At 43.0% G+C, this 23,588-nt stretch carries 26 protein-coding genes and 1 pseudogene; 8 read left to right on the top strand and 19 right to left on the bottom strand.

Features of this window, described 5'->3' with window-relative positions; all coding sequences use genetic code 11:
* Nucleotides 1–27 precede the first annotated feature (27 nt).
* The 12 genes and pseudogenes from QZ106_RS00865 to QZ106_RS00920 form a co-directional block, all read right to left on the bottom strand.
* A complete protein-coding gene (locus QZ106_RS00865; protein WP_021615507.1) occupies nt 28–213 on the bottom strand; it encodes a zf-HC2 domain-containing protein in 186 nt (61 codons plus the stop codon).
* A complete protein-coding gene (locus QZ106_RS00870) occupies nt 213–803 on the bottom strand; it encodes a sigma-70 family RNA polymerase sigma factor (protein WP_295973172.1) in 591 nt (196 codons plus the stop codon). Before QZ106_RS00870 ends, QZ106_RS00865 begins: the two co-directional genes overlap by 1 nt.
* 170 nt (nt 804–973) lie before the next feature.
* The gene (locus tag QZ106_RS00875; RefSeq protein ID WP_295973091.1) at nt 974–1,264 is read right to left on the bottom strand and encodes a hypothetical protein; all 291 of its coding nucleotides are present in this window, start codon (nt 1,262–1,264) and stop codon (nt 974–976) included.
* A gap of 232 nt (nt 1,265–1,496) precedes the next feature.
* Nucleotides 1,497–3,470: an LTA synthase family protein gene (locus QZ106_RS00880; RefSeq protein WP_295973093.1), complete on the bottom strand. Its 1,974-nt coding sequence runs from the start codon at nt 3,468–3,470 to the stop codon at nt 1,497–1,499.
* Nucleotides 3,471–3,539: 69 nt separating this feature from the next.
* Nucleotides 3,540–4,203 (bottom strand): annotated as a pseudogene (locus QZ106_RS00885) (NAD(P)H-dependent oxidoreductase).
* Between the two features lie 140 nt (nt 4,204–4,343).
* Nucleotides 4,344–5,459, bottom strand: a complete 1,116-nt coding sequence (fic, locus tag QZ106_RS00890) for a protein adenylyltransferase Fic (protein ID WP_295973095.1) — start codon at nt 5,457–5,459, stop codon at nt 4,344–4,346.
* Between the two features lie 166 nt (nt 5,460–5,625).
* Nucleotides 5,626–7,335, bottom strand: coding sequence for a flotillin domain-containing protein (locus QZ106_RS00895; protein ID WP_295973097.1), 1,710 nt, complete (start codon nt 7,333–7,335; stop codon nt 5,626–5,628).
* Between the two features lie 35 nt (nt 7,336–7,370).
* Nucleotides 7,371–8,033, bottom strand: coding sequence for a YqiJ family protein (locus QZ106_RS00900; RefSeq protein WP_295973099.1), 663 nt, complete (start codon nt 8,031–8,033; stop codon nt 7,371–7,373).
* 22 nt (nt 8,034–8,055) lie between these two features.
* Nucleotides 8,056–8,724, bottom strand: coding sequence for a PspA/IM30 family protein (locus tag QZ106_RS00905; RefSeq protein ID WP_290520978.1), 669 nt, complete (start codon nt 8,722–8,724; stop codon nt 8,056–8,058).
* A gap of 19 nt (nt 8,725–8,743) precedes the next feature.
* A complete protein-coding gene (locus QZ106_RS00910; RefSeq protein ID WP_295973101.1) occupies nt 8,744–9,244 on the bottom strand; it encodes a hypothetical protein in 501 nt (166 codons plus the stop codon).
* A 204-nt stretch (nt 9,245–9,448) separates the two neighbouring features.
* Complete coding sequence (cydC, locus tag QZ106_RS00915) at nt 9,449–11,107, bottom strand: thiol reductant ABC exporter subunit CydC (RefSeq protein WP_295973103.1); 1,659 nt, start codon at nt 11,105–11,107, stop codon at nt 9,449–9,451.
* The gene (locus QZ106_RS00920; RefSeq protein WP_295973105.1) at nt 11,100–12,848 is read right to left on the bottom strand and encodes an ABC transporter ATP-binding protein/permease; all 1,749 of its coding nucleotides are present in this window, start codon (nt 12,846–12,848) and stop codon (nt 11,100–11,102) included. Before QZ106_RS00920 ends, cydC begins: the two co-directional genes overlap by 8 nt.
* Before the next feature lie 337 nt (nt 12,849–13,185).
* On the opposite strand from QZ106_RS00920, the gene QZ106_RS00925 reads away from it, so the two are divergent.
* From QZ106_RS00925 to QZ106_RS00940, 4 genes are all read left to right on the top strand, one after another.
* Nucleotides 13,186–14,481, top strand: a complete 1,296-nt coding sequence (locus QZ106_RS00925; protein ID WP_295973107.1) for an FAD-binding oxidoreductase — start codon at nt 13,186–13,188, stop codon at nt 14,479–14,481.
* A 120-nt stretch (nt 14,482–14,601) separates the two neighbouring features.
* Nucleotides 14,602–15,381 carry an amino acid ABC transporter substrate-binding protein gene (locus QZ106_RS00930; protein WP_290520982.1) on the top strand — a complete coding sequence of 260 codons (780 nt, stop codon included), beginning with the start codon at nt 14,602–14,604 and terminating at the stop codon, nt 15,379–15,381.
* Nucleotides 15,365–16,087: an amino acid ABC transporter permease gene (locus QZ106_RS00935; protein ID WP_295973110.1), complete on the top strand. Its 723-nt coding sequence runs from the start codon at nt 15,365–15,367 to the stop codon at nt 16,085–16,087. The genes QZ106_RS00930 and QZ106_RS00935 overlap by 17 nt, the downstream gene beginning before the upstream one ends.
* Nucleotides 16,088–16,096: 9 nt before the next feature.
* On the top strand, nt 16,097–16,864 hold the full coding sequence (locus QZ106_RS00940) for an amino acid ABC transporter ATP-binding protein (RefSeq protein ID WP_295973113.1): 768 nt from the start codon (nt 16,097–16,099) through the stop codon (nt 16,862–16,864).
* Between the two features lie 7 nt (nt 16,865–16,871).
* Here QZ106_RS00940 and QZ106_RS00945 read toward each other — a convergent pair whose 3' ends face one another.
* The 5 genes from QZ106_RS00945 to QZ106_RS00965 form a co-directional block, all read right to left on the bottom strand.
* Entirely contained in the window at nt 16,872–17,159 is a 288-nt protein-coding gene (locus QZ106_RS00945; protein ID WP_295973116.1) for a DsrH/TusB family sulfur metabolism protein, read from the bottom strand.
* A gap of 2 nt (nt 17,160–17,161) precedes the next feature.
* Entirely contained in the window at nt 17,162–17,524 is a 363-nt protein-coding gene (gene tusC / locus QZ106_RS00950; protein WP_295973118.1) for a sulfurtransferase complex subunit TusC, read from the bottom strand.
* Entirely contained in the window at nt 17,521–17,898 is a 378-nt protein-coding gene (gene tusD, locus QZ106_RS00955) for a sulfurtransferase complex subunit TusD (protein ID WP_295973121.1), read from the bottom strand. The genes tusC and tusD overlap by 4 nt, the downstream gene beginning before the upstream one ends.
* A gap of 2 nt (nt 17,899–17,900) precedes the next feature.
* Nucleotides 17,901–18,569 (bottom strand): transcriptional regulator, encoded by a 669-nt coding sequence (locus QZ106_RS00960; RefSeq protein WP_295973123.1) that lies wholly within the window; start codon nt 18,567–18,569, stop codon nt 17,901–17,903.
* Between the two features lie 88 nt (nt 18,570–18,657).
* Nucleotides 18,658–19,449, bottom strand: coding sequence for an FKBP-type peptidyl-prolyl cis-trans isomerase (locus QZ106_RS00965; RefSeq protein WP_295973125.1), 792 nt, complete (start codon nt 19,447–19,449; stop codon nt 18,658–18,660).
* A gap of 87 nt (nt 19,450–19,536) precedes the next feature.
* On the opposite strand from QZ106_RS00965, the gene QZ106_RS00970 reads away from it, so the two are divergent.
* A complete protein-coding gene (locus QZ106_RS00970; protein WP_021615529.1) occupies nt 19,537–19,758 on the top strand; it encodes a SlyX family protein in 222 nt (73 codons plus the stop codon).
* A 59-nt stretch (nt 19,759–19,817) separates the two neighbouring features.
* Here QZ106_RS00970 and pgdx read toward each other — a convergent pair whose 3' ends face one another.
* Nucleotides 19,818–20,546, bottom strand: coding sequence for a hybrid peroxiredoxin PGdx (gene pgdx / locus QZ106_RS00975; RefSeq protein ID WP_033002419.1), 729 nt, complete (start codon nt 20,544–20,546; stop codon nt 19,818–19,820).
* A 158-nt stretch (nt 20,547–20,704) separates the two neighbouring features.
* Here pgdx and oxyR point away from each other — a divergent pair, with 158 nt between their 5' ends.
* The 3 genes from oxyR to QZ106_RS00990 are packed head-to-tail and all read left to right on the top strand — an operon-like array spanning nt 20,705 to nt 22,726.
* A complete protein-coding gene (oxyR, locus tag QZ106_RS00980) occupies nt 20,705–21,598 on the top strand; it encodes a DNA-binding transcriptional regulator OxyR (RefSeq protein ID WP_295973130.1) in 894 nt (297 codons plus the stop codon).
* Between the two features lie 11 nt (nt 21,599–21,609).
* Complete coding sequence (fabR, locus tag QZ106_RS00985) at nt 21,610–22,230, top strand: HTH-type transcriptional repressor FabR (protein WP_021615532.1); 621 nt, start codon at nt 21,610–21,612, stop codon at nt 22,228–22,230.
* Nucleotides 22,226–22,726: a protein disulfide oxidoreductase gene (locus tag QZ106_RS00990; protein WP_295973174.1), complete on the top strand. Its 501-nt coding sequence runs from the start codon at nt 22,226–22,228 to the stop codon at nt 22,724–22,726. The genes fabR and QZ106_RS00990 overlap by 5 nt, the downstream gene beginning before the upstream one ends.
* Before the next feature lie 29 nt (nt 22,727–22,755).
* Here the strand turns inward: QZ106_RS00990 and fadR are convergent, their stop codons facing one another.
* The gene (gene fadR / locus QZ106_RS00995) at nt 22,756–23,493 is read right to left on the bottom strand and encodes a fatty acid metabolism transcriptional regulator FadR (protein ID WP_295973133.1); all 738 of its coding nucleotides are present in this window, start codon (nt 23,491–23,493) and stop codon (nt 22,756–22,758) included.
* Between the last annotated feature and the right edge of the window lie 95 nt (nt 23,494–23,588).

Raw genomic sequence — 23,588 nt, forward strand, 5'->3', positions numbered from 1 at the left:
ATACGGCCACTACCTCGTGAGGTAAATTTAGTCTCGGCGTTCTCCTTGCACAGAAAACGTTCGCATTAACTGATGCATTTTATGGCAATTTTTATGAAACGCTCGGCAATAAGGACAAATCGCCAAATGCAGATAAACTTGTCCTTGTTCTAATAGGGTCAAGGGGTTTTCTTGATGCTTAGAAATTAATTGAGTCACTTGACGACATTTCATCATTTCTCTCCGGCGTTATCCGTTTTATCAAACCAATGGTGGGACAAACACGCTTGTAATTGTAAGCGGGCGCGGTATAGCAACACGTGCAAATTAGAGATGGATAAGTCACATTCTTGGCAAATTTGTTCACTTTGCATATCAAAATATTCTCGCATCATAAAAACACGTGCTTGCTGTGCCGGCAGATGATCCAAGCACGCTTCAAAAATAATCCAGAACTCGTTTTTATATACCTGTTCTTGAGGTTCTTCCCAAGTTGAGGGTAAAAATCGACTACGATCCCAATGTCCTTCTTGATCAAAAAACGCATTCGGGTCATCGTCATCACTCACTTCTGAAACCGTCACTACACGTTGACGATACTTCAGCAAATCAATAATCTGATTTTTCAAAATAGCGAAAAACCACGTTTTTAACGCAGCCGCGCCTTTAAATGACGCGGCATGCTGATACGCCCTTGTCAGAGTTTCTTGTACCACATCTTCCGCCAAATCCTTGTCGCGCAACTGCAGCAGTGCAAATTTTAACATTTGCTCCCGAATCGCTTGTATTTGCTGAGATGAAATCGATTGAAACGCCAGCGGCATCGTTGAAGACATAAAAAATCCGTTTTATCTATACTTGCAGGCATTCATCATAATCCAACCTCTTTCACAAAGAAAGCCATACAGCAGAATTCATAGATACGAATGATATGCTTTGTGAAAAGGCTTGTTTACCACAAGCCTTTTCATTAAATGAACCTTATCTAAAAAAGTTACATTTTTGGCTTCATTGCTTCAGATTCTTTCATGCCCTGTTCCATGTTATTTTCCATCATCTTTTTATCTGATTTCATTTTTTTCTTCATATCGTGTTTCATCGATTTTCCTTCTTTCATCTTATCCATTTTATTATCCATCATCGGCTTGGCATCTTTCATGCTCTCCATTTTATGTTCCATTTGCTGTTCCATCGGTTGCATGTTTTTCATTTCCGCAGAAACTTGAAAGGCCATTGCCATACCAATCACACCGGCTAATGTGACGAATGATGTCATTTTTTTCATAAGAAACTCCTTTAATCCTATTAAGATGTGTTGAATTTTTTTCATTAAGAAAAACCGTAAGAAAATAAATCTGTTCTTACTTGTTGATTAGACGATATCACCTGCTGATTTCTTACAAAGATTTTTATGAAAAAAGAGGTGATGGGAAGAGGAGATGAGCTGCAATGGTACAAAACAAAAAAAGTGCGGTTAAAATCTATCGTGAATTTCCACCGCACTTTTCATCTTCAAATTAACGCTTACTTTCTGCCTGTTTGATTTCCGGCGTTGTGTATAAACGATGTTTATACAAATAGCTACCTAACAGCGCATGAGCCAAAGCTTCTTTGACCATACTTTGCGGCACTTCTGCCTCCGTTAAGGTTTCGCTAGCTTTGTCGTAACGATAAGTTTTGGCGCCCACTTTCGGGAATTGAATCACTACGTCATTGCCCCGCATAAGCGCCTGCACTTGGTCGTATTGCATGATAGCGCGATTCGGATCGTTTGGTTTGGTGAGGTCATAACCGATCATCGGATAGTCACCACTAATGCCTGCCAGAGAAAGTAACGTGGTCGGCATATCGAATTGGCTAACCAAACGGTTATCGCGGCGCGGTTCGATGCCTTCACCCAAAATCAATGCCGGAATGTGGAAATGCTTAATTGGCATCAAGCTGGCACCTGCTACACGAGAGTCGTGGTCAGCAATCACTAAGAAAATCGTGTCTTGCCAATAATTGGAGGCTTTCGCCAATTTGAAGAAATGCCCAATCGCATAATCCGCATATTTTGCCGCATTGTTGCGCGTGGCTTTCGGCTGTTCGTACAGATCGATTTTGCCGTCCGGGAATTCAAACGGATCATGGTTACTGGAGCTGAACACGAGGCTAAAGAACGGTTTACCTTCGTTGTGTAATTGGGTAAACGTCTCATTGGCTTTAGTGAACAAGTCTTCGTCACTCACGCCCCAAGTCCCGGTAAAGCTTGGGTTTTGATAATCCATTTGGTCGATAATATGCTTAAAGCCGTTTCCGTAGAAAAAGCCCGCCATGTTATCAAAATGCTTTTCCCCACCGTAAATAAAGGACGTATCGTAACCCCGTTGGCTTAATAACTGTGCCAAGGTGAAGAAACCGCGTTGGCTGTTGTTGAGTTTCACCACAGCACGTGCCGGTGTCGGGGTAAAACCTGCGGTAACCGCTTCAATACCACGCACGGAACGGGTGCCGGTGGCATATAAATTATCAAACAACCAGCCTTGCTGTGCCAACTTGTCAAATTCGGGCGACAACGGCAAACCACCTAGCGTGCCGATAAATTGCGCACCGAAGCTTTCTTCCAACACAATCACGATATTTTTCGGCTTGCCTTGATAAGTGGCTTGGTTGCGAGTCAAGGTTGGAATGTCCTTGGAAATATAAGCCTCTGCCGGGCGACTGCCACTGTTTTTCACAATGGAAAGCATTTCTTCCACCTCCATTTTGCCGTAGGCTTCGGAAGAGGTGCCTTCATCTTTAAACTGTTGTGCTGCATAAATCACAGAATAGCCTGAGTTCAGCACCAAAGAATTCACCATGGCATCGGAAGAAAACGCCACCATCGCCGGGTTGATTCCACGGTGTTGAAAACTGGAACGCGCACCGAGAAAACTCAAGGCAACCACCAACAACGCCACCACAGGGCGCCATGTCCAACGCATTGGCGTGATATTGCGTACCGCCCAACCGGCCAGTTTCCAATACACCACCGCAGCAATAAGGGTAAAAATGAGGCTAAAAATGACCGCACTTAAATGCCCTTCCATCAACATGGAGAATACTTCTTTCGGGTAAATCAAATATTCGATAAACAGGCGATTCGGACGATAATCATAGGTTTCAATAAATGCCGGTGTCGCCAGTTCCATAAACACGATAAACACACTGCCTGCCGTCAACCAGAAACGCAAAATACGCTGCCAAATGCGCCCTAACGCGTTTTGATGATAAAGCAATACCGTCAATAATGCCGGCATACCGAATAAATAACACAAAGACACCACGTCCATGCGTAGGCCTTGCAAGAACAATTCGCCCCAACCGTTGACTGCATTGACCCGATCCAGTTGCCATAAAGACAAACCGAGACGAGATAGGGTGAAGACAATGAGATTCACCAAAGAAAAGAAAAAAATCGGGAACAGCAGCGAACGCGGTTTGCCTGCGGTAAATAAATGTCGTGACATTTCAGTCTCCAAAACGTAAAAAATCCGCTCTTTTAAGCCATGACAACAAAGAGCGGATTTGAGAAAAAATTATTCGATCCAATGAACAATCTCATTGAGTGGCTTGCGGGATTTCGGGCGAATGTCTTTGGCACGATAACCGAAAGTCACCGCAACGGACACCGCATATTTTTCTGCGTCATACGCACCGGTTTGCGCCAAAATACGGTTGACTTCGGCATAGTTAAACCCTTCGATCGGGCAACTATCGATACCGATTAAGGCCGCGCCAGTCATCATGTTGGCAAGGGCGATATAGGTTTGTTTGTTTGCTTGCCCAGTCAAATAAAGTGCGGTCGTTTTCCAACACGTTTATGTGTTCTGTTTGAAAGCGTTGATAGGTCGCCATATTGGCTTGCATTTGCTCTTCCGTTAAGCCGCGACGTGCAAGATTTGCGCGAAAATCCTCGGAATCGTAACGCATATGTTTATTCGCCAAAATCACCACCACATGGCTGGCATCATCTAACTGCGTTGCCATGCCCCAACTCACCGGTTTTAAGGCTTGGCGTAATTCGGGATTTTGCACCACTAAAAATTGCCATGGCTCGGATCCTACGGAGCTTGGCGATAAGCGACCAAGTTCTAAAATATAGTCAAAATCTTCTTTGCTGATTTTGCGCTCGGGATCGTAATAACGTGTTGCGCAACGGAAATGGAAGGCATCTAATACTTGTTGTTTGGTAGCAAACATTGAATTCTCCTTTGTCATCATAAATATCAGGCGGTAGTTTACGTTTGTTTAGAGGGAATCACAATATAACGCCCAAAATATGACAACAAAGTAGAATCACATGATTTCGCCGAAAAGAAAAAGTGCGGTGATTTTTTTATTTAATTGGTTGCATAAGGTGTAAATACATTATTTTCACCTCTCAGCAACTCCATTAGTTTCGGATGAATAAATAATTTATCCCTCCCCACAGATTGTTCACTTAAAACCCCTGCATCACACAAATCTTTTAAATATTTAGACACGGTTTGTCTTTTAGCAATGCCTGCCCGTTCCAAATTTGCGATGCGAGTATAAGGTTGTTCAAACAGCAATTCGACTAATTCTAAACTGTAAAGATGAGGCAAAGATTGTTGAATGTAACGTTTTGTTTCAATAGACAAGGCTTTGATTGCCTCAATTTTCCTCAACGTCCAAATTGCCGTCTCTTCAATCCCTTTTAAGAAATATAACAACCAATCTTGCCAATTTTGATTGACGGTGACATCCAACAACAAGCGGTAATAATCTGCTTTATGCTCAATAATATAACGACTTAAATATAAAATCGGCAAATGAAGAAGTCCTTTTTCAATCAGCAATAAACTATTTAACACTCGCCCTGTTCGCCCATTACCATCTAAAAAAGGATGAATAGCCTCGAATTGATAATGCGCAACTGCCAAAATAATCAACGGATCCAACGACTCATTGTTATGAATGAACGTTTCCCAATTTGCTAGTTTATCCCGAATCAGCCGCTCTCCTTCCGGTGGCGTGTAAATGACCTCACCATTCACACCATTGCGTAATGCCGTTCCGGTTATCTTCCGAATATCCATTGCGCGTCCTTTTATCTCACTACATACCAATACGGCTGTTTGTGTACAAAGTGGACGATCCTTTAAACTCTCAAATCCGGAAAATAAGGCTGTTCGATATTGCAATGCTTCTTTGGTCGCCGCATCATCTTCTTCACTATCAAGCTGTAATGACCGGAAAAGTTTATCTGTTGTGGTAACGATATTCTCAATTTCACTACTTGCACGTGCTTCCATAATCGGCAACGTATTGATTAACATCGACTGATTAGGGATAAGCTCAGCCGCTTGTTTTAACTCCGCTAATGCCGCTCTCGCTTTGATCGTTTGCTTTAAAACGTCTTTCGTTTCCAACTCTTCCGTCGGTGGAAGATCAGGAAGCTGATTAAACGCAAACGTTGGGCTCCATTGTCTCATCTTTAAAAATCTCATTTTTTTAAACAAATCCGAAGTATATGTTTATCAAATCAACATATCAACAAAATAGGTTTAAAATTTCTCCATTTTTAAACATATGCGAAGAAAGCGGCTTGCTCTTCGGGTAAGTAGGATGGAATATCGAAATCCACCGCACTTTTCATCCTTATGATTCGTGGTTTGATTTTGTCACTTGTTGGTTAAGATTTTGGGTCAAACCATTGATGTCGGCACCGTTTAAGCCTAGCTCTTTTAGCAGATTATCCACCAGCGGCGCTTGTCCGCGATAGCGTAATGCGCTGTTTACAAGCTGATCGGATAAACTGGCCTGTGAAGCAACTTCACCCTGCTCGGCAGATGTCGCGGCACCAAACCCACCAAGGCCATTTACTTGCAAGATTTTAATATCGTCAATATTTTCCATTGGACGTACGCTTTCACGAATAATGTCCGGTAAATGTTTCAATAGCGCAAGGCGAACTTGCATTTCCACTTGCTCAACGGACAAGACATTCGCCGCTTCATTGACAGCGCGGGTCCCTTCGGCATCCACTTTATATTGTTGCTCCAAGGCTTTCGCTAACAAGATTTTTGCATCCGCTTCCCCTTTGGCTTGTAAACGTTGTTTCTCCGCCTCGGCTTCCGCCACAATGCGTAACGCTTCCGCACGGTCGAATGCGGCTTGTTTCTCTGCCTCCGCCGCGACGGTGATCGCAATGGCATCTTTTTGGGCGATTTCTTGAGCCGCAATCAATTCAACGGCCTTGGCACGTTCTGCTTTTTCTGTTTCACGCACCGTGATAACACTTTCCTCTTCTCGTACAGCCGATGCACGCGCTTTATCCGCCAGTGCTTTGGCTTCCGATTCGGCACGTGATTTTTCCGCAACGGCAATGGCGCGATCTTGCTCGGCTAATTCAATCGCTTTCTTACGTTCTACTTCCGCGCGTTCAATTTGTTGATCTTTTTGAATTTTTTCATTTTCAATATCACGTTCCGCAAGAATGCGTTTTAAGTCCACTTCTCGAGATGCTGCGATTTTAACTTCTTCCGCTTCGCGTTTTTTCTGCGCTTCCTGTCCGGCAATTTCGGCATTTTGTTCCGCCCGACGTATCGCAATCTCACGCTCTTGTTCTAATTTGGCATATTCTTCTTCACGCAAAATTTGTAAACGAGTACGTTCGGCTTCCAAATTTTTGGTTTTTATCGCCAAATCCGTATCCTGTTCAATATCGTTACGTTTTTTACGGCGCACCTCGATGGTTTCCGTTAAGCGGGTTAAACCTTCCGCGTCAAAGGCATTTTGCGGATTGAAGTACTCAAAACTGGTTTGATCCAAGCCGGTCAGCGATACGGTTTCCAATTCCAAGCCGTTTTTAAACAAATCTTCCGAGACCACTTGTTGCACTTTTTGCACAAAATCCACCCGTTTTTCATGCAATTCTTCCATGGCCATTTCCGCTGCAACCGCCCGCAAACTGTCAACAAACTTCCCTTCCACCAATTCTTTTAATTGTTCCGGTGACATGGTTTTCATCCCCAAGGTTTGCGCCGCCGTGGCAATGCTTTCGGCGGTCGGTTTCACTCGCACATAAAACTCTGCCGTCACATCCACCCGCATACGATCTCGGGTAATCAACGCCTGATCTGCTGCGCGACGCACTTCCAAACGCAAGGTATTCATATTCACGGGAATCACTTCATGTAACACGGGCAAGACAATCGCACCGCCATTCATGATCACTTTTTCACCGCCAAAACCGGTGCGTACAAATGAGACCTCTTTGCTGGCGCGACGATATAATCGGGTAAGAATGAGGCCGAGAATTAATAATGCAATGAGTACAATGCCGGCAATGATTGAAATCAGTTCCATAATTTGTCCTTGTGTTTGAGAAAAATACGTCGTCGTTAATCAACCAAATTTCCATTCGGATTTTTGATTGCTTTAAAAAGATTATCTTGTAAAGAAATCAACAATACGGTTTCGCCTTGCATGAGTGCGTTATCATCGTCAGGTTCGACCATGACATAATGTTGCTGACCGTAACCATCCTTTACGCGCGCTTGGGCGGGACTGCCTCGCTTTGCCGTGCCAAGTATCACCACCCCGACACAACCGACCAAACTCGCTTGGGTAACTGCGGTCGTTTCATCTTTAGGAAAGATGTGATAAACCCCGGTAGCTGCCATGCGTACCAAAGGTAGGCTGGCAAACCAGACAATCACGGCAGCAACACAACCCGGCAAATAAAAACCGGAGAACTGATATAATGCATATTGCAAGCTATAACCCAGCAAGCCAAAAATAGCGAGAAAAATCACCACTAACATTAATAGAGGCAACTTGCCGACATATAACCAACTTAAAAATCGGATCACAAGACCACTGTCGGCGTAATTCAGCCCAATTTCTGCCTGTGTGTCCGTTAAGCTATCCGGTAAAAAATCATCGACCCACTCATTAATACCGCCCAGCATAAATGATGCCAATTCAAGAATACCAAGCAATAACATCAGCATAATGGCAATGCCGAAAATGCTATTTTGTGGTGCAGTAATCAGTTCCCACATAATATATCCTTATTTCAAGCCGCTATTTGGCGGTTTTCAGTTGCGCTAAACGTTCTTTAATCCGATTCGTTCTGCTCACCTCTTCCAAATCTTTTAATTTGGCTAACTGTGACGGATCACGTCCTGCCATATGCAAGCCGGTTTGTCGCCCCATCAGCCGATCAAACGCATTGGCTGTCTTTTCCGTATTGCGCAAAATTTGATTTAATGTGGAACCGTCGCGTCCCTTTTCATGCGTTGCCGCTTGCGTTTGGCTTTGCTTCCAATCTTGAACGGCCTGTTGCATTTCACGTCGTTTCGCTTGCAATGCCACAATAAACCCTTCAAGCTCTTTTTCCTGCGCCGCACAGTCCGCCACCGTATTTTCCAACACAGGCAAGCGAGCCTCAATGTCCATTTGTTCGGCAATTCCGATTTCCGCCAAGTCATCACGATTGGATTTCAGTGCTTCTTGAATATCCGCCTGCAACGTTTCATGGCGATTGCTTTCATCCGCCATTTTTTTCGTGGCTAAATGCTTCTGCACTAAAACCTTGCCTAATTCTGACCGCACTTCATCTATTGCGCGCTCAATCTCGCGAATATTTTCATTCATCACCGCTTCCGGTGCTAAATTTTCTGCGGCATCTAAAATGGCATGAAATCCGCCACTGACCAAACGTCCGACACGACGAGCTAATGTTTCGCTCATATTCTACCTCCTTCTTTTTTTATTTTTCATCACGTTGACGAATAATGTGAGCCAAATTCAATGTGTTTTCCAATTGGGCTAACACACTGTCATCGAATGCGGCCCCTTTCCCCGTCACCGCCAGTTGCAAAATGCTGTCAGTTAAACGCACAATGCGCCACATGACTTCGCGCTCATATTTTTTTAACGCCTCCAACTCGCTTTCCGTCGGAACGTCTGCGACTAATGTTGCGGTTAAATCCGGTAACAATTCAAATAAGCGCGCCAGAATGTGCGAATGAACCCCCAGTTCTTTTTCCGCATGCAACACATCGCGCTTGGCATTTTGTAAAAACTGTTCCGCTTGCACTAAAGCGGTGCCGTAATCCTGCGGCTGTGTATAACTTTGCCGGGCTTGTTTTAATAATTCACGAATTTTTTCCGAAGGCGTATTTGCCCCTTCAACCTGTAAATTTGCAATAAAATCCGCATCTTCCTGAGAAATTCTCACGCTTATCGGAATTCGATTTGCTACACTCATATTCAAACCTCATTGTTTGTATTCACTTGAATACAATATACATAGATCGTTTTTAAAAAACAACTGATTATTTAAACATTTTGTTGTTTAGCTGATTTGCCGATAGCAAACAGAAAAAATACACATAAAAAAAGTGCGGTGGATTTTCTCAGCGTTTTAAAAGACCGCAAAAACCCACCGCACTTTGACGTTCAACAAGCTTAACTACGACATCCGTCCGTTGGCGATTGGAATAACCTGATCACAAATTGCCATGGTAGAGGCGCGATGGCTCACTAAGATGATCAATTTTTCTGCTTTCACGTTTAGCAAGGATTGCAAAATCATGGCTTCGTTTAAGCTGTCCAGATTGCTGGTCGGTTCGTCCAACAAAATAATCGGCGCATTGTGCAAGAAGGCGCGGGCAATGCCGATACGTTGTTTTTCACCGTCAGAAAGGTTGCTCCCCATTTCAGTAATTTTTGTGTCGTAGCCTTCGGGCAAACTCATGATAAATTCATGAATGGAGGCTTTTTTCGCCGCTTCAATCACTTGCTCTTTCGTTGCCTTGCGGTTTGCCAACACAATATTTTCATACACCGTTTCATTGAAAATATAGGTTTGTTGGGTGATGTAAGCGATATTGTCGCGCAAATTCACCGTATTAATGTTTTTTAAGTCCGTATCGTTAATGCAAATACGGCCTTGTTGCGGATCGTAAAAACGCATGATTAATTTCAGAAGCGTACTTTTCCCGCTACCGCTGCGACCATGAATACCGAGAATTTCGCCTTTATTGAGCTTTAAATTCACGTCAGACAAAATTTGTTCATCTGCATAAGCAAAGCTGACATTTTCCACATTAATTTGCTGCACATCCGCGATATTCACGCCATTTTCTACGTCTTTTAATTCCGGTTGTTCTGCCAATAATGCCAACACACGTTCGCCGCTGGCGAGGGTTTGCAATAAGTTGTTGGACAGGTTACTTAAAGCAATCACCGGGCCGTAACTTGACATCAATAAAATCACACCAATGAGCAAGCCGGCAAAATCAATGTAATCGTAAGCAAAGAGGGTTAAACCCACCAATAAAATCACGATATTGAAGAAAGACACCGCGATTTCCGTGAACGAACGCACGTTGCCTTCTTGTTGTTTGATTTTTAAAAAGGCTTGGTCGATTTTTTCACTGCGCTGATGGATTTCCTGTAAGCGTTTTTCCTCGTTACCGAAAAGTTGAATTTCTTTCATGCCACGAATGCTGTCGAGGAAGAAATCGTTCATTTCGCCAACTAAGTCACGGTATTTGCGGCCATCTTCACGTGCCATTTGGGTGGTGACGATAGGCAAAATAATGCCGACAGTCACATAAGCTAAAAATGCCACCAACACAAACCACCAAGAAATATGCGCGAACACCGCCAATAAAATACCGGAAGTTAAAAAGGCAATGGCGATCGGGGCGATGGTGTGCGCATAAAACACTTCTAGCAATTCAATGTCGTTGGTAACCAAAGAAAGCAATTGACCGGATTGTTTGTCCTGCAATTTTACAAACGCCAAACGACGTAATGCACTGAACACTTTGTCGCGCAACAACGCCAATAATTTGAAGGCGATGTAATGGCCGGACATTTGCTCCAAATAACGCAAAATGCCACGCGCTACCGCCAGCACAATAAGTGCGGTCAAAATTTGCGATAAATTTAAATGGGAGTGGAAATTAAGCAACTCCGACAAGCCCATCGCACCTAGCACCATAATAAAAATGGCACTAAGGAAACCGAGGGTACCCATAATAATGGTGAAACTCATGATATGCGCCAACGGCGTCACCAATTTCATCAGCTGCCACATAACGACAAATCCATTCTTACGCATGATTTGCCCCCGTTCTGATATTTTCTAAGTTCTTTTGTTGATTAAACATTTCTGCATAAATTCCGTTTTCAGTCATTAAAGAAGCATGATCGCCCGATTCTGCCAAGTGACCGCTTTGTAACACATAAATTTGGTCGGCATTTACCGCATTCGCCAGACGGTGAGAAATCATGACAATCGTTTTTTCGTGTTTAAGCTGTTGAATAAATTGCAGAATGATTTCTTCACTTTCTACGTCGATGTTACTGGTCGCTTCATCGAAAACGTATAAGTCGGCATTGTGCAACAAGGCACGAGCCAACGCTAAACGTTGAATTTGACCGCCGGACAAGTTGGTTCCGCGACTTAATAACATCATGTCTAACCCGCCGTTTTCACGGACGAAATTCGCCAAATTCACTTGTTCCAAGCATTGATAAATGGCGTCATCAGAAGCATCGGACAATGCCATCAACATATTTTCTCTGAGGCTACCTTTGAAAATGTAACTGCTGTGGCTCACCAACGAAACGTGTCGATATAAGGAATGACGGTTAATTTGTTTAATATCGATGCCATTAAACAAAATTTCCCCTTGCTGCGCTTGGTAAAAACCCATAAGCAAGGAAACCAGCGTGGATTTACCACAACCGCTTTTACCCACAAAAACCGTTAATTGCTTCGGTTGAATATCAAGGTTTAATCCGTTAATCGCCGGTTTTTCTGCAGAATAGGCAAAATGTAAATCCTTAATTTGCACGGTGACTTCATTTTTAGCTGGAAAATCCACCGCACTTTTATTTTCTTCTACCGGCGTATCTAGCAGCGTAAATATTTTTTCTGAAGCGGCCTTGCCGTTCATCGCCACGTGGAAGAAAGAACCGAGTAAGCGTAACGGAATGAAAAATTCGGAAGAAAGTAAAATGAATAAAATAACACCAAAAATGCTTAAATTACCGTCTTGGTATTGTAAAAGTGCCGTCAAAATTCCTAGTGCCGCACCACCGTAAGCCAATAAATCCATTAAAGAAACGGAGTTCAGCTGCATGGTCAGCACTTTCATGGTGATGGTACGGAAATTCTCCGCTTCGATGTCCATTTGTTTGGCTTTGTAATCGTCATCTTGATAGATTTTTAAGGTAATCAAACCTTGTAGGTTATCCAAAAAACTGCTGCCTAAACCCACATAAATAGACCAATATTTCGCCAACAAACGTTTTGCGATTTTATTTACCGCAATGATGGACATTGGAATTAACGGAACGCAAACCAAAAGAATTAACGAGGTCGGTGCGTTAAAAAAGACCAGAAAAACAAATAACGTGAGTGGCGCAAGCAGGCTATAAAACAACTGCGGAAGATAACGACCGAAATAAATTTCCAGTTGCTCCACGCCTTCAGATGCCACTTGGATCACGGAAGAGGTAGATTGTTGGTTAACCTGATTCAGCGGCATGGAAGATAATTTTTGATAAATCAGCGTACGCAATTTATGCTTCACTTGCGTACTCGCTTTATAGGAGGCTTTTACCGCCATTTTGCCCGCCCAAGCACGCAACGCCAGACAAGCAACCAAAACGACGGTAAAAATGACCGCACTTTGTAGCGTAAATGTGCGCTCAAACGCCCATTGCAAACAAATGGCAAACACCACCGCACTTATAATCCCACCGATTAAAGCGACCCAGTTCCATAAGACATTAATAGCAATCCATTTTTTGCTATCTGCGACTGTATTTATCAGCCGTTTATCTATCATCATGATAGAAACTCCTAAAAATAAAAAAGAAGTACGCCGGCAGCGTACTTTTGTTTAACTAATCCTGTTTTCCTATCGACAACGGTTTATTTTCTAGACGATTTACTTTCTGAAAGTGTCAAACGGTGGCGATAAGCGGAGATCATTATAAAATAAAAGAAATATAGATGTATATGAGAATTGTTTTTATTATAAATAAAATGCTTAAGTGCTTGTTCTCTGCCAAGAATGCGTAAAATAAGCGCATAATTGACCGCACTTTTCCCAGCATTCGTTCAAATATTGACTTCTCCCCCTTGCGTAGTAATATGCACCCACTTTCCATTACAGGCGTTGATTTATGCTAGCGTTTTCACATCAAGAACATATTGAATCCTATTATTCCGTCACCCGTAACCAACATTTTGAGTTACCGCCGTTAAATCAAAAAGAATCGGCTGACGTGTGCGTTGTCGGTGCAGGCTTTTTCGGTTTATCCACGGCATTAGAACTTGCCGAACAGGGCAAAAGCGTGATTGTGCTGGAAGGCGCACGGGTAGGCTTTGGTGCATCCGGACGTAGTGGCGGTCAAGCCATTAACGGTTTTGAAGACGGCATTGATGAATATATCGACCAAGTCGGTTTGGAAACTGCCCGTAAGTTATGGCAAATGTCCTTAGAAGCCATTGATATCATTGATGAACGCATCGCAAAATACGGCATTCAGTGCGATTGGAAGAAAGGCTATGCCACGTTAGCACTCAACGAGCGTCGTATGGAGGATTTAATCGCCGTTGAAAAAGCCAGCCACGAAATTTTTGGCTATCAACATATGCAGCTTTGGGACAAAGCCAAACTGGAACAACATCTCGGCAGTAAGATTTATTGTGGCGCATTGTATGACAGCAATTCCGGCCATTTGCATCCGCTTAATTATTGCTTAGGTTTAGCAAAAGCGTGTTTGGATTTAGGAGTGCGTATTTATGAACAATCACCTGTGGTGGATTTACGTGAAAAGGCAACAGACATTGAAGTCATAACGGATAAAAGCCTCGTTATCGCCAAAGATGTGGTGTTGGCAACTAACGCTTACATTGATGTGCTACCAAAAAGTATTCACCGTGGCATTGCCCGCAAAATTCTACCGGTAGAAAGTTTCATCATCGCTACTGAACCACTGGATCAAGCCACCGCTGATTCCGTGATCAATAACGGCATGTCCGTGTGCGACAACAATTATTTGCTGGATTATTACCGTTTAAGCGCCGATAACCGTTTATTATTCGGGAGCGATTCCAGTTCTGAGAAAAACATGATTGAAGTCATGCGCCACAATATGTTGCGCGTTTTTCCGCAGTTAGAAAACGTTAAAATTGATTACGGCTGGGGTGGCCCTATCGACATGACCATCAATTCCAATCCACATTTTGGACGCATTTCGCCGCACATTTATTTCGCCCACGGCTATTCCGGCCACGGTGTCGCGCTCACCGGTTTAGCAGGCCGCATTGTAGCCGAAGCCATTTTGGGCAATGATGAACGTTTGGCTATTTTTGGTAAATTAAATGTGCCTTCGGTATTCGGAGGCAAATTGGTCAAAAACCTTGCATTAAAAATTGGCGTGCACTATTACCGTTTCTTAGATAAATACCGCTGATGAATAAATCGGCGGATTTTATTTCTTTCAGTTATAACCTAGAGAAAACAATTATTTTGCTTTCTAAAAACTTACTGTAATAATCCACCGCACTTCACCTTATCAAAAAAGGAACACTTTATGAAAAAATCATTTATTGCAAAAACATTCTTATTATCCGGTTTAGTTTTCGGCATGGCGACCCAAGCCATCGCCGGAGAAATTTCCGATCGCGTAGAAAAAACCAAAACCTTATTAGTGGGCACCGAAGGCACTTATGCGCCATTTACCTTCCATGATGACAGCGGTAAATTAACCGGCTTTGACGTAGAAGTGATTGAAGCAGTAGCACAACGTTTAGGCTTAAAAATTCAATTTAATGAAACCCAGTGGGATTCTATGTACGCCGGTTTGAATGCCAAACGTTTCGACTTAATTGCCAATCAAACCAATCCAAGCCCAGAACGTTTGAAAAAATACCTTTACACCGCACCCTATAACTATTCCACTGCGGTTATCGTAACCAAAGAAGGCGACAATAGCATCAAAACTTTTGAAGATTTGAAAGGTAAAAAAGCAGCACAATCCTTAACCAGCAACTACGGCAAAATCGCCAAAGCCAATGGTGCAGAACTCATCGTCGTCGAAGGTTTGGCACAAGCCTTAAAATTGATTACCCAAGATCGCGCCGAAACTACCGTGAACGACCACTTGGCAGTCTTGGATTACTTCAAGAAACAACCAAATTCCGGTTTAAAAATTGCAGTAAAACGGGATGACAAAGTGCCTTCCGGCTTCGCGGTATTAAAAGGTGAGGAACCGCTGGTCGAAAAAATTAACCAAGCATTGGAAGAACTAAGAAAAGACGGCACCTTGAAACAAATTTCAATCAAATGGTTCGGCGATGACATTACTCAATAATTTTCTCGCCTCACTTCCCTTTATGAATGCAGAAAGAGCTGATGAAGTCATCAGCTCTTTTTGGCCTATGTTGGAAGCGGCTATTGATAAAACCATTCCGTTAGCCGTGATTTCCTTTTTTGCCGGCGTCGCTATTGCGTTACTGATGGCGCTGATTCGCATTGTGGAAAAACCAAATTTCGGTATGCGTTTATTGCAAATACTTTGCCGTATTTATGTTTCCACCATTCGCGGCACACCGATGTTGGTGCAAATTTTCATCATTTTCTACGGATTACCGGAAGTAGGGATTAAGCTCGATCCGTTTCCAACAGCAATTATTGCCTTTTCCATTAATATCGGCGCTTACGCTTCAGAAACCATTCGCGCGGCAATTTTATCCATTCCCAAAGGACAATGGGAAGCTTCCTATTCCATCGGTATGAATTATTATCAAACGTTCACTCGCACCATCATGCCACAAGCCTTGCGCGTATCGGTGCCGCCATTGGCAAACACCTTTATCAGCAACGTGAAAGATACGTCTTTGGCGTCGTTAGTATTAGTGACGGAAATGTTTCGCGTGGCACAAAACATCACTGCGGAAAACTATGAATTTATTATGATTTATAGCGAAGCCGCACTGATTTACTGGTGCATTTGTTTGATATTGTCCTTTGCACAAGATCGTTTGGAACAACGTCTATCCCGCCACCTCAAGGCCTAAGGAAATCCTATGTTAGAAGTGAACAATATTCATAAAACATTTAATGGCAATCCGGTGCTAAAAGGGATCGATTTTCACATTGAGAAGGGCGAAGTCGTGGCGATTCTCGGCCCTTCCGGCTCCGGCAAAACCACCTTTTTACGCTGCCTAAACTTATTGGAACGACCTGAACTTGGCACACTGCGTTTTTGTGATGGAAGTTTAACATTGGATTTTTCTCGCAAAATCAGCAAAGCCGATGAATTGAAATTACGCCGTCGCTCATCCATGGTGTTTCAGCAATACAATTTGTTCCCCCATCGCACCGCACTTGAAAATGTGATGGAAGGCATGGTTGTGGTGCAAAAGAAAAGCAAAGCGGAAGCAGAACAGCGCGCTGTGGAATTGCTTACCAAGGTGGGCTTAAAAGACAAAATGCACTTATATCCGTCGCAACTCTCCGGCGGTCAGCAACAACGGGTGGGCATTGCTCGCGCATTAGCGGTTCAACCGGATATTATTCTGCTGGACGAACCCACCTCGGCGTTAGATCCGGAATTGGTGGGCGAAGTGCTACAAACGTTAAAGTTACTGGCACAAGAAGGTTGGACGATGATTATCGTTACCCATGAAATGCAATTTGCCCGCGATGTGGCCGATCGTGTCATTTTGATGGCAGACGGCAACGTGGTAGAACAAAACAACGCACGCGAATTTTTCGAAAATCCCCAACAGGAACGCACCAAGCAGTTCCTGTTGCAGGCCAAAATTCCCGTTTGCGTGGAATATGAAATTTAACGCGTTTTTATAGCGCAATTTGCGGAAAATATTGTTCGCTGAGCGCAACAAAATCCGCTAAAGAAATGGACCGCACTTTTGCATCATTTGGCAGAAGTGCGGTTAAATTTCTCGCCAAAATATCGTTCTCTAAGACAAAACAGGAAGCATGACAACGCGCCAACACATCTGCCTGTTTTAACGCCAATAACACGCCATCCTGCCATAACACCACCGCATCTTGTGCCGTGGCATTTAGCAAATAATGTTCCAGTTCCGTTTGTGAATAATGCGCTTGAGAAAAAGTATAAAGCATAATTAGAAAGTCAGAATTTTTTCACATTGTTGTAGGCGTTGTAACAACGCTTGACGCGACAACACGTCACAATCCAAGACGAAATCTGCGGGATTCAGCTGAAATTGCTGCAGTGAATCAGCGCACACATAGCGCTGTTCGATATCGTATAAATCCAATAATTTCAATGCACTTGCCGTGTCTTTTTGCAATACGACTTCCGCTTGTTGCTGTTTTTGCAAGTTCAACACGCCGTCATCTAAGAAAAACACCGCAATGCCTTCTTCCGCACAAAATGCCGTTGCAGCAAGCAGCGCATCTAATCCTTCCCGTGTATTGGCTGTGCCGTAAGGTGCATGACGAAAAATAAAAGCAAGTTTTGTCATAGGGTAATTACTCGATCGGCTTGTAGCAAGGCTTGGCTAAATTCACCTAAACCGGCAAGTTGAAAAACGTCTGCCAAACTGACCGCACTTTTATCCGCCGCTGATTCACTGTCCACCACGCCCCGACGTTGTGCCGCAGCGACACATAAATGTAATGGCACATTAAATTGGCGAGAAAACACTTGCCACGCTTTGACTAAATTGAATTCATCATTGGCCGGGTACACCAAAGCATTGCCATTGCTGACACCGTCTTGATAGAAAAAGATTTGGCGGATATGATGTTTTTGAACCAGCTCTTGCGCTAACTGATAGGCAAGAAAAGCGCCTTGGCTCCCATAAACTGGCTGTTTAACCACCAATACATAATCCATGATTACTCGTCCTGATCCTGTTTAATTTGGCGAATGTATAAATACACGGTATGACGGGAAATATTGAGGCGTTCCGCCACCAAATTGATCGCATCTTTAATGTCGAAAATGCCTTTTTCATACAAAGAAACCACGATTTGGCGGTTTTTATTATTATTTGCCACCATACGATCAGAAGTCACTTCCTCAATGGTTTTTTCCACGGTTTGAACCACCAACTCTTCCACTGAACTGGCAAAGTTCACCGCAGAGGTTTCACCATGCTCCGATGCAGGGATAAAATTTTGCAGAAATTGCGACATAGGCACATCTAAATTAATGTTGATGCAAAGCAGGCCAATGATACGTTTTGCGCTGTTACGAATCGCGATAGTCACTGACTTCATCAAACCACTGCTTTTCTTGGCGCGGGTAAAATACGGTTTGCTGACGCTTTCCGATTTCATATTGTGCAAGGAACGCAACGCGAAATCCGTCATGGGCGAGCCCACTTGGCGGTTGGTGTTATGTCCGTTAGCGATGTAAATGGCGGAGTGTTCTAAATCCTCAAAAGAGTGGAGAACGATTTCACAATGTTGCCCGATGAGCGCACTGACACCGTCAACCACGGCAATATAGGAATTTAAAATCGTGCGATCTTCGTCGGTAAAAGGGCGTTTATCCGTTAACATGAATGTGCATATGCATTTTATTCAAATAAGAAACCGCACTTTTAAATGCAAGGCTCTAAAAGTGCGGTCATTTTTTCAAAGGTTTTAATTATTTTTTCGCTGGAATCACATCTAAGACTTCGACATCAAAATAGAGTGTCGCATTCGGTGGGATGCTCGCACCCGCACCTTCTTTACCATACGCTAAATCAGCCGGCAATACTAATTCAATCTTACCGCCTTTTTTCACTAATTGCAGACCTTCGGTCCAACCTTTAATCACTTGATTTAACGGGAATTCTGCCGGTACGTTACGTTCACGTGAACTGTCAAATACGGTGCCATCTGCTAATTTACCGGTGTAATGTACTTTAACGACATCTGTTTCTTTGATCGGATTGCCTTTACCTGCATCAACAACGCGGTATAACAAGCCGGATGGTGTTTTCTTCACGCCGTCTTTTTTCGCAAATTCTTCTGCGAATTTTTTACCTTCTTCTTCCGCTTTCTTCGCTGCTGCAGCGAATCTTTCTTCGCTTGCGGCTTTTAATTTGCCATCAATTTCTTGTAAGACAGAGGTAATTTCTTTATTGTTTTCTAACTTAACTTTGCCACCTAGCACGTCTGCAATACCGGCAACGACTTTATCACTGTTGTAATCGATCACGCCTTTTTGTGCATCAATTAAACCTTGTAAATCTGAACCAAACAAAACACCGACCGCGTAAGAAGCTTCGTCATTAAATGAACCGGCTTTTTTGACCTCTGCCGCTTTCATTTCAGTCGCTTCTGCTTTTGCGGCTTCCGGTTTTGCCTCAGTTTGCGCATCTGCAAATGCATTGGCAGAAAGAACGCTTGCGAGTATAAGTGCAACAGTTGACAATTTTTGAAATTTTAACATGATGTTAGATCCTTTATAATACATGAAACACGAAGTCATAGAGTAAAACGGATTCAATAAATTCACAACATTTATTTAGGAATTATTATGTCGATATCGAAAAATTTAGAACCACGAATTGCCGAATTAGAAATGAAATTGACTTTCCAAGAAACTATCATTGAAGAATTGAATCAGGCGCTTATCGAACAACAATTTCTAATTGATAAAATGCAGGTACAACTTCGTTATTTAGTGAATAAACTGAAAGATGTACAACCCTCCAACATTGCTACTCAGGCAGAAGAAACTCCTCCGCCGCATTATTAATGTAAAAAAGGGCGCTATATTTAGCGCCCAAAAGAAGGGTTTTCTTATTGTTGTTGGAATTATTTTGCGAAGTACGCTTCTAAATCATCGCTACCGCCAATGTGTTTACCACCGATAAATACTTGCGGCACGGTTGCACGGCCGGAAACTGCACGTACACTTACGATAGTAGCATCATGACCTAACACGATTTCTTCGAAGTTCAAGCCTTTTTCATGCAACATTTGTTTTGCTTTCGCACAGAACGGGCAGCCCGGTTTAGTGAAGATCGCAACAGATTCTTGAATTTGGTGTTGTGGTGCGATGTATTTTAACATGGTATCTGCATCAGATACTTTGAACGGATCGCCCGGCTCGTTTGGCTCAACGAACATTTTTTCTACTACGCCGTTTTTCACGAGCATAGAATAACGCCATGAACGTTTACCGAAACCTAAATCTTCTTTACCTACCAACATACCCATGCCTTCGGTAAATTCACCGTTACCATCCGGAACAAAAGTAATGTTTTCTGCTTTTTCATCTTCTTTCCATGCGTTCATAACGAAAGTATCGTTCACGGAAACCACAAGAATGTCGTCAACGCCGTATTTTTTGAATACTGGTGCTAATTCATTGTAGCGTGGTAAGTGAGAAGAAGAGCAGGTTGGGGTAAATGCACCCGGTAAAGAGAAAACGATAACGGTTTTGTTATCAAATAATTCAGATGAAGTTACATCAACCCATTTGTCACCTTGACGAGTACGGAATGTAACCTGAGGAACTTTTTTTCCTTCCATAGTAGACATAAGTTTTTCTCCTATTCTATAAGTGTTGCTATGAATTAGAAAGCCAGCCTAAATTACAGGCAGTTTCTAAAGATGGTGTGAATTATAGATAAAATTGTGATATAGTCACAATCAATTAATTCTATCCTTTTAATTGTTACTTTCTATAATGAGGACATATGAATATCCGTGATTTAGAATACCTTGTTGCCCTTGCAGAACACAAGCATTTTCGTCGTGCAGCAGACGCCTGTCATGTGAGCCAACCGACGCTAAGCGGTCAAATTCGCAAATTAGAAGACGAACTTGGCATCATTTTATTGGAACGTACCAGTCGTAAAGTGCTCTTTACACAATCGGGTTTATTGTTGGTAGATCAGGCTAAAACCGTGTTGCGTGAAGTGAAACTCTTGAAAGAAATGGCAAGTAACCAAGGCAAAGAAATGACCGGTCCGTTACACGTTGGCGTGATCCCGACAATAGGTCCTTATTTAATGCCTCATATTGTCCCGGCATTACAAAATGCGTTCCCCGATTTGGAACTCTTTCTCTACGAAGCGCAGACCCATCAATTATTGGAGCAGCTTGAAACCGGCCGCTTAGATTGCGCCATTGTAGCATCCGTACGTGAAACCGAACCGTTTATTGAAGTACCATTATTTAAAGAAAGAATGTTATTGGCCGTTGCTGAAAATCATCCTTGGGCAAAAGAACAAACCATTCCAATGTCTATGTTGAAAGATCGTGAAATGTTAATGCTTGATGATGGACACTGTCTGCGCAACCAAGCCCTTGGCTATTGTTTTACCGCCGGGGCAAAAGAAAATTCTCATTTCCAAGCGACCAGTTTGGAAACCTTGCGTAATATGGTCGCCGCCAATGCCGGCATGACCTTAATGCCAGAGTTAGCCGTACTAAGCGAAGGAGAACGCGGCGGCGTGAAATATTTGCCATGCCAACCCGAACCTTCTCGAGATGTTATTTTGGTTTATCGCCCCGGCTCACCGCTCCGCGCTCGTTATGAACGTATTGCCGAGGCCATTGCGAATTCGGTTAAATCCATTTTATCTTAACGGAGCATTTCATGGTCGGTATTCGCGCGCAGCAAAAAGAAAAAACCCGTCGCGCACTCATTGATGCGGCATTTAACCAACTGACGGCGGAAAAAAGCTTTTCCAACTTGAGTTTAAGGGAAGTTTCCCGTGAAGCCGGCATCGCGCCGACCTCGTTTTATCGCCACTTCCGTGATATGGACGAATTAGGCTTAACGATGGTGGATGAAGCGGGTTTAACCCTTCGCCAACTCATGCGTCAGGCCCGTAAACGCATCGCCAGTGGCGGGAGTGTGATTGTCATTTCAGTGGAAACGTTCTTTGAATTTATCCATAACAGCCCAAACGTCTTCCGCTTATTGTTACGAGAAAGTTCCGGCACCTCACAAGCCTTTCGTACGGCGGCGGCTCGAGAGATTAAGCATTTCATTGATGAACTCTCGGAATACATCGCACGCAAAAATAATTATTCGCAATATATCGCCTATGTACAGGCAGAAGGCATGGTGACCATCGTATTCACCGCTGGTGCCAACGCATTAGATATGAGCAAAGCGGAACGGGAACAGCTAAAAGAGCGGTTGATTTTACAGCTTAGAATGTTAGCCAAAGGAACCAAGCACGAAGCAAGAGATCGCCGGGAAAGCCATTAACTACAAAAAATTTCTCAAAAACATCCTTTCGCTATTCCTCACCTTGCTGGTGATGAGTAACCTCATGGATTTTATTCGTAAACCGACTGTGCCGGAAAATATTAACGCAACGGCATTATACGATTTACAAGGGAATCCGTTTTTTCTACCACAACTGGCGCAGGACAAACCCACTATTGTCTATTTTTGGGGAACCTGGTGTGGTTATTGCCGTTACACCTCGCCGACAATTAACACACTGGCAAAAGAAGGCTATCCTGTCGTTTCCATTGCTTTACGTTCCGGTTCTACGCAGGATGTCACTGATTATCTTAAGGAACATCAATACGAATTTACGACTGTCAATGATCCCCATGGTGCACTGGCAAATCAATGGGGTGTGAATGTGACACCGACGATTATTCTTTTGCATCAAGGTAAAATGGACTTAGCCACAACAGGCTGGACAAGCTACTGGGGATTAAAAGTGCGGTTATTTTTAACCACGTTTTTATAGAATAGGCTTAGCTGACTCACTGCGTCATTTCACTTAAGCGACTCTGCTGCAAAATTCGCTGGTAATTGTGTCTGTATACTTGCCCAAATCGCTCCGCTGTCCTTGCCATACTGTAATACGCAAGGTGCCACCTCATCGATGGCTTGACGTTGGCAAATGTCTATCAAATTTGCATAAAAACGCTTTGCCAAAAGGCGTGCTTCTGCATTTTGGAAGTAAAACATGCCAATATGGGAATACAAATTCTTGAAACTATTTAAAATTAAACCATACACCGGATTATCAGAAGCAAACGCAAGATTACGGAAGACGTCATAGTCAAATTTTGTGTAATCTTCCGCAGTATCTTGTAATGTATCTAACGGTTGTAAAATACGTAAAGATTGTTCCGGTGCTCGTCTAAAGGCTTTGGGAATGTAAATCATAGAAATATCGGTACGCGCCGAACGCATATTTGCAATAAGCGAAGGCTGACGAGTGCCATCCAATTGAATCATGGTTTCTAAAATATTTAAACCGGAGGTTTCCCAAATATCATTAACTTTTGTCGGCTTACCGTGTTGAATATTTAACCAGCCATCTCGCGCTAAGCGTTGTAACACTTCACGTAATGTGGTGCGCGTCACACCAATTTTATCTGCTAATTCCCGCTCTGCCGGTAAATCTGATCCCGGTGGAAAATGATGACTCCAAATACTCTTCACAATATATTCTTCAGCTAAGGCCGCGGGACTTTGTGCCTTCAGGAGAGGAGGGGTATTATTCATAAGATTCTTATTCAATAAGTAATAACAGCATCCTTATTATCGTTGAAACTGCTAGACATTACAATGAGATAATTATTTGGTAAATTCATTGACAT

It is taken from the genome of uncultured Aggregatibacter sp. (assembly GCF_901873365.1).
GTDB lineage: Bacteria > Pseudomonadota > Gammaproteobacteria > Enterobacterales > Pasteurellaceae > Aggregatibacter.

Excerpts from the sequence above, each read along its gene's own strand:
- QZ106_RS00865 (WP_021615507.1), bottom strand. The coding sequence starts at position 213 with ATGAAATGTCGTCAAGTGACTCAATTAATTTCTAAGCATCAAGAAAAC.
- QZ106_RS00870 (WP_295973172.1), bottom strand. The coding sequence starts at position 803 with ATGCCGCTGGCGTTTCAATCGATTTCATCTCAGCAAATACAAGCGATT.
- QZ106_RS00875 (WP_295973091.1), bottom strand. The coding sequence starts at position 1,264 with ATGAAAAAAATGACATCATTCGTCACATTAGCCGGTGTGATTGGTATG.
- QZ106_RS00880 (WP_295973093.1), bottom strand. The coding sequence starts at position 3,470 with ATGTCACGACATTTATTTACCGCAGGCAAACCGCGTTCGCTGCTGTTC.
- fic (WP_295973095.1), bottom strand. The coding sequence starts at position 5,459 with ATGAGACAATGGAGCCCAACGTTTGCGTTTAATCAGCTTCCTGATCTT.
- QZ106_RS00895 (WP_295973097.1), bottom strand. The coding sequence starts at position 7,335 with ATGGAACTGATTTCAATCATTGCCGGCATTGTACTCATTGCATTATTA.
- QZ106_RS00900 (WP_295973099.1), bottom strand. The coding sequence starts at position 8,033 with ATGTGGGAACTGATTACTGCACCACAAAATAGCATTTTCGGCATTGCC.
- QZ106_RS00905 (WP_290520978.1), bottom strand. The coding sequence starts at position 8,724 with ATGAGCGAAACATTAGCTCGTCGTGTCGGACGTTTGGTCAGTGGCGGA.
- QZ106_RS00910 (WP_295973101.1), bottom strand. The coding sequence starts at position 9,244 with ATGAGTGTAGCAAATCGAATTCCGATAAGCGTGAGAATTTCTCAGGAA.
- cydC (WP_295973103.1), bottom strand. The coding sequence starts at position 11,107 with ATGCGTAAGAATGGATTTGTCGTTATGTGGCAGCTGATGAAATTGGTG.
- QZ106_RS00920 (WP_295973105.1), bottom strand. The coding sequence starts at position 12,848 with ATGATGATAGATAAACGGCTGATAAATACAGTCGCAGATAGCAAAAAA.
- QZ106_RS00925 (WP_295973107.1), top strand. The coding sequence starts at position 13,186 with ATGCTAGCGTTTTCACATCAAGAACATATTGAATCCTATTATTCCGTC.
- QZ106_RS00930 (WP_290520982.1), top strand. The coding sequence starts at position 14,602 with ATGAAAAAATCATTTATTGCAAAAACATTCTTATTATCCGGTTTAGTT.
- QZ106_RS00935 (WP_295973110.1), top strand. The coding sequence starts at position 15,365 with ATGACATTACTCAATAATTTTCTCGCCTCACTTCCCTTTATGAATGCA.
- QZ106_RS00940 (WP_295973113.1), top strand. The coding sequence starts at position 16,097 with ATGTTAGAAGTGAACAATATTCATAAAACATTTAATGGCAATCCGGTG.
- QZ106_RS00945 (WP_295973116.1), bottom strand. The coding sequence starts at position 17,159 with ATGCTTTATACTTTTTCTCAAGCGCATTATTCACAAACGGAACTGGAA.
- tusC (WP_295973118.1), bottom strand. The coding sequence starts at position 17,524 with ATGACAAAACTTGCTTTTATTTTTCGTCATGCACCTTACGGCACAGCC.
- tusD (WP_295973121.1), bottom strand. The coding sequence starts at position 17,898 with ATGGATTATGTATTGGTGGTTAAACAGCCAGTTTATGGGAGCCAAGGC.
- QZ106_RS00960 (WP_295973123.1), bottom strand. The coding sequence starts at position 18,569 with ATGTTAACGGATAAACGCCCTTTTACCGACGAAGATCGCACGATTTTA.
- QZ106_RS00965 (WP_295973125.1), bottom strand. The coding sequence starts at position 19,449 with ATGTTAAAATTTCAAAAATTGTCAACTGTTGCACTTATACTCGCAAGC.
- QZ106_RS00970 (WP_021615529.1), top strand. The coding sequence starts at position 19,537 with ATGTCGATATCGAAAAATTTAGAACCACGAATTGCCGAATTAGAAATG.
- pgdx (WP_033002419.1), bottom strand. The coding sequence starts at position 20,546 with ATGTCTACTATGGAAGGAAAAAAAGTTCCTCAGGTTACATTCCGTACT.
- oxyR (WP_295973130.1), top strand. The coding sequence starts at position 20,705 with ATGAATATCCGTGATTTAGAATACCTTGTTGCCCTTGCAGAACACAAG.
- fabR (WP_021615532.1), top strand. The coding sequence starts at position 21,610 with ATGGTCGGTATTCGCGCGCAGCAAAAAGAAAAAACCCGTCGCGCACTC.
- fadR (WP_295973133.1), bottom strand. The coding sequence starts at position 23,493 with ATGAATAATACCCCTCCTCTCCTGAAGGCACAAAGTCCCGCGGCCTTA.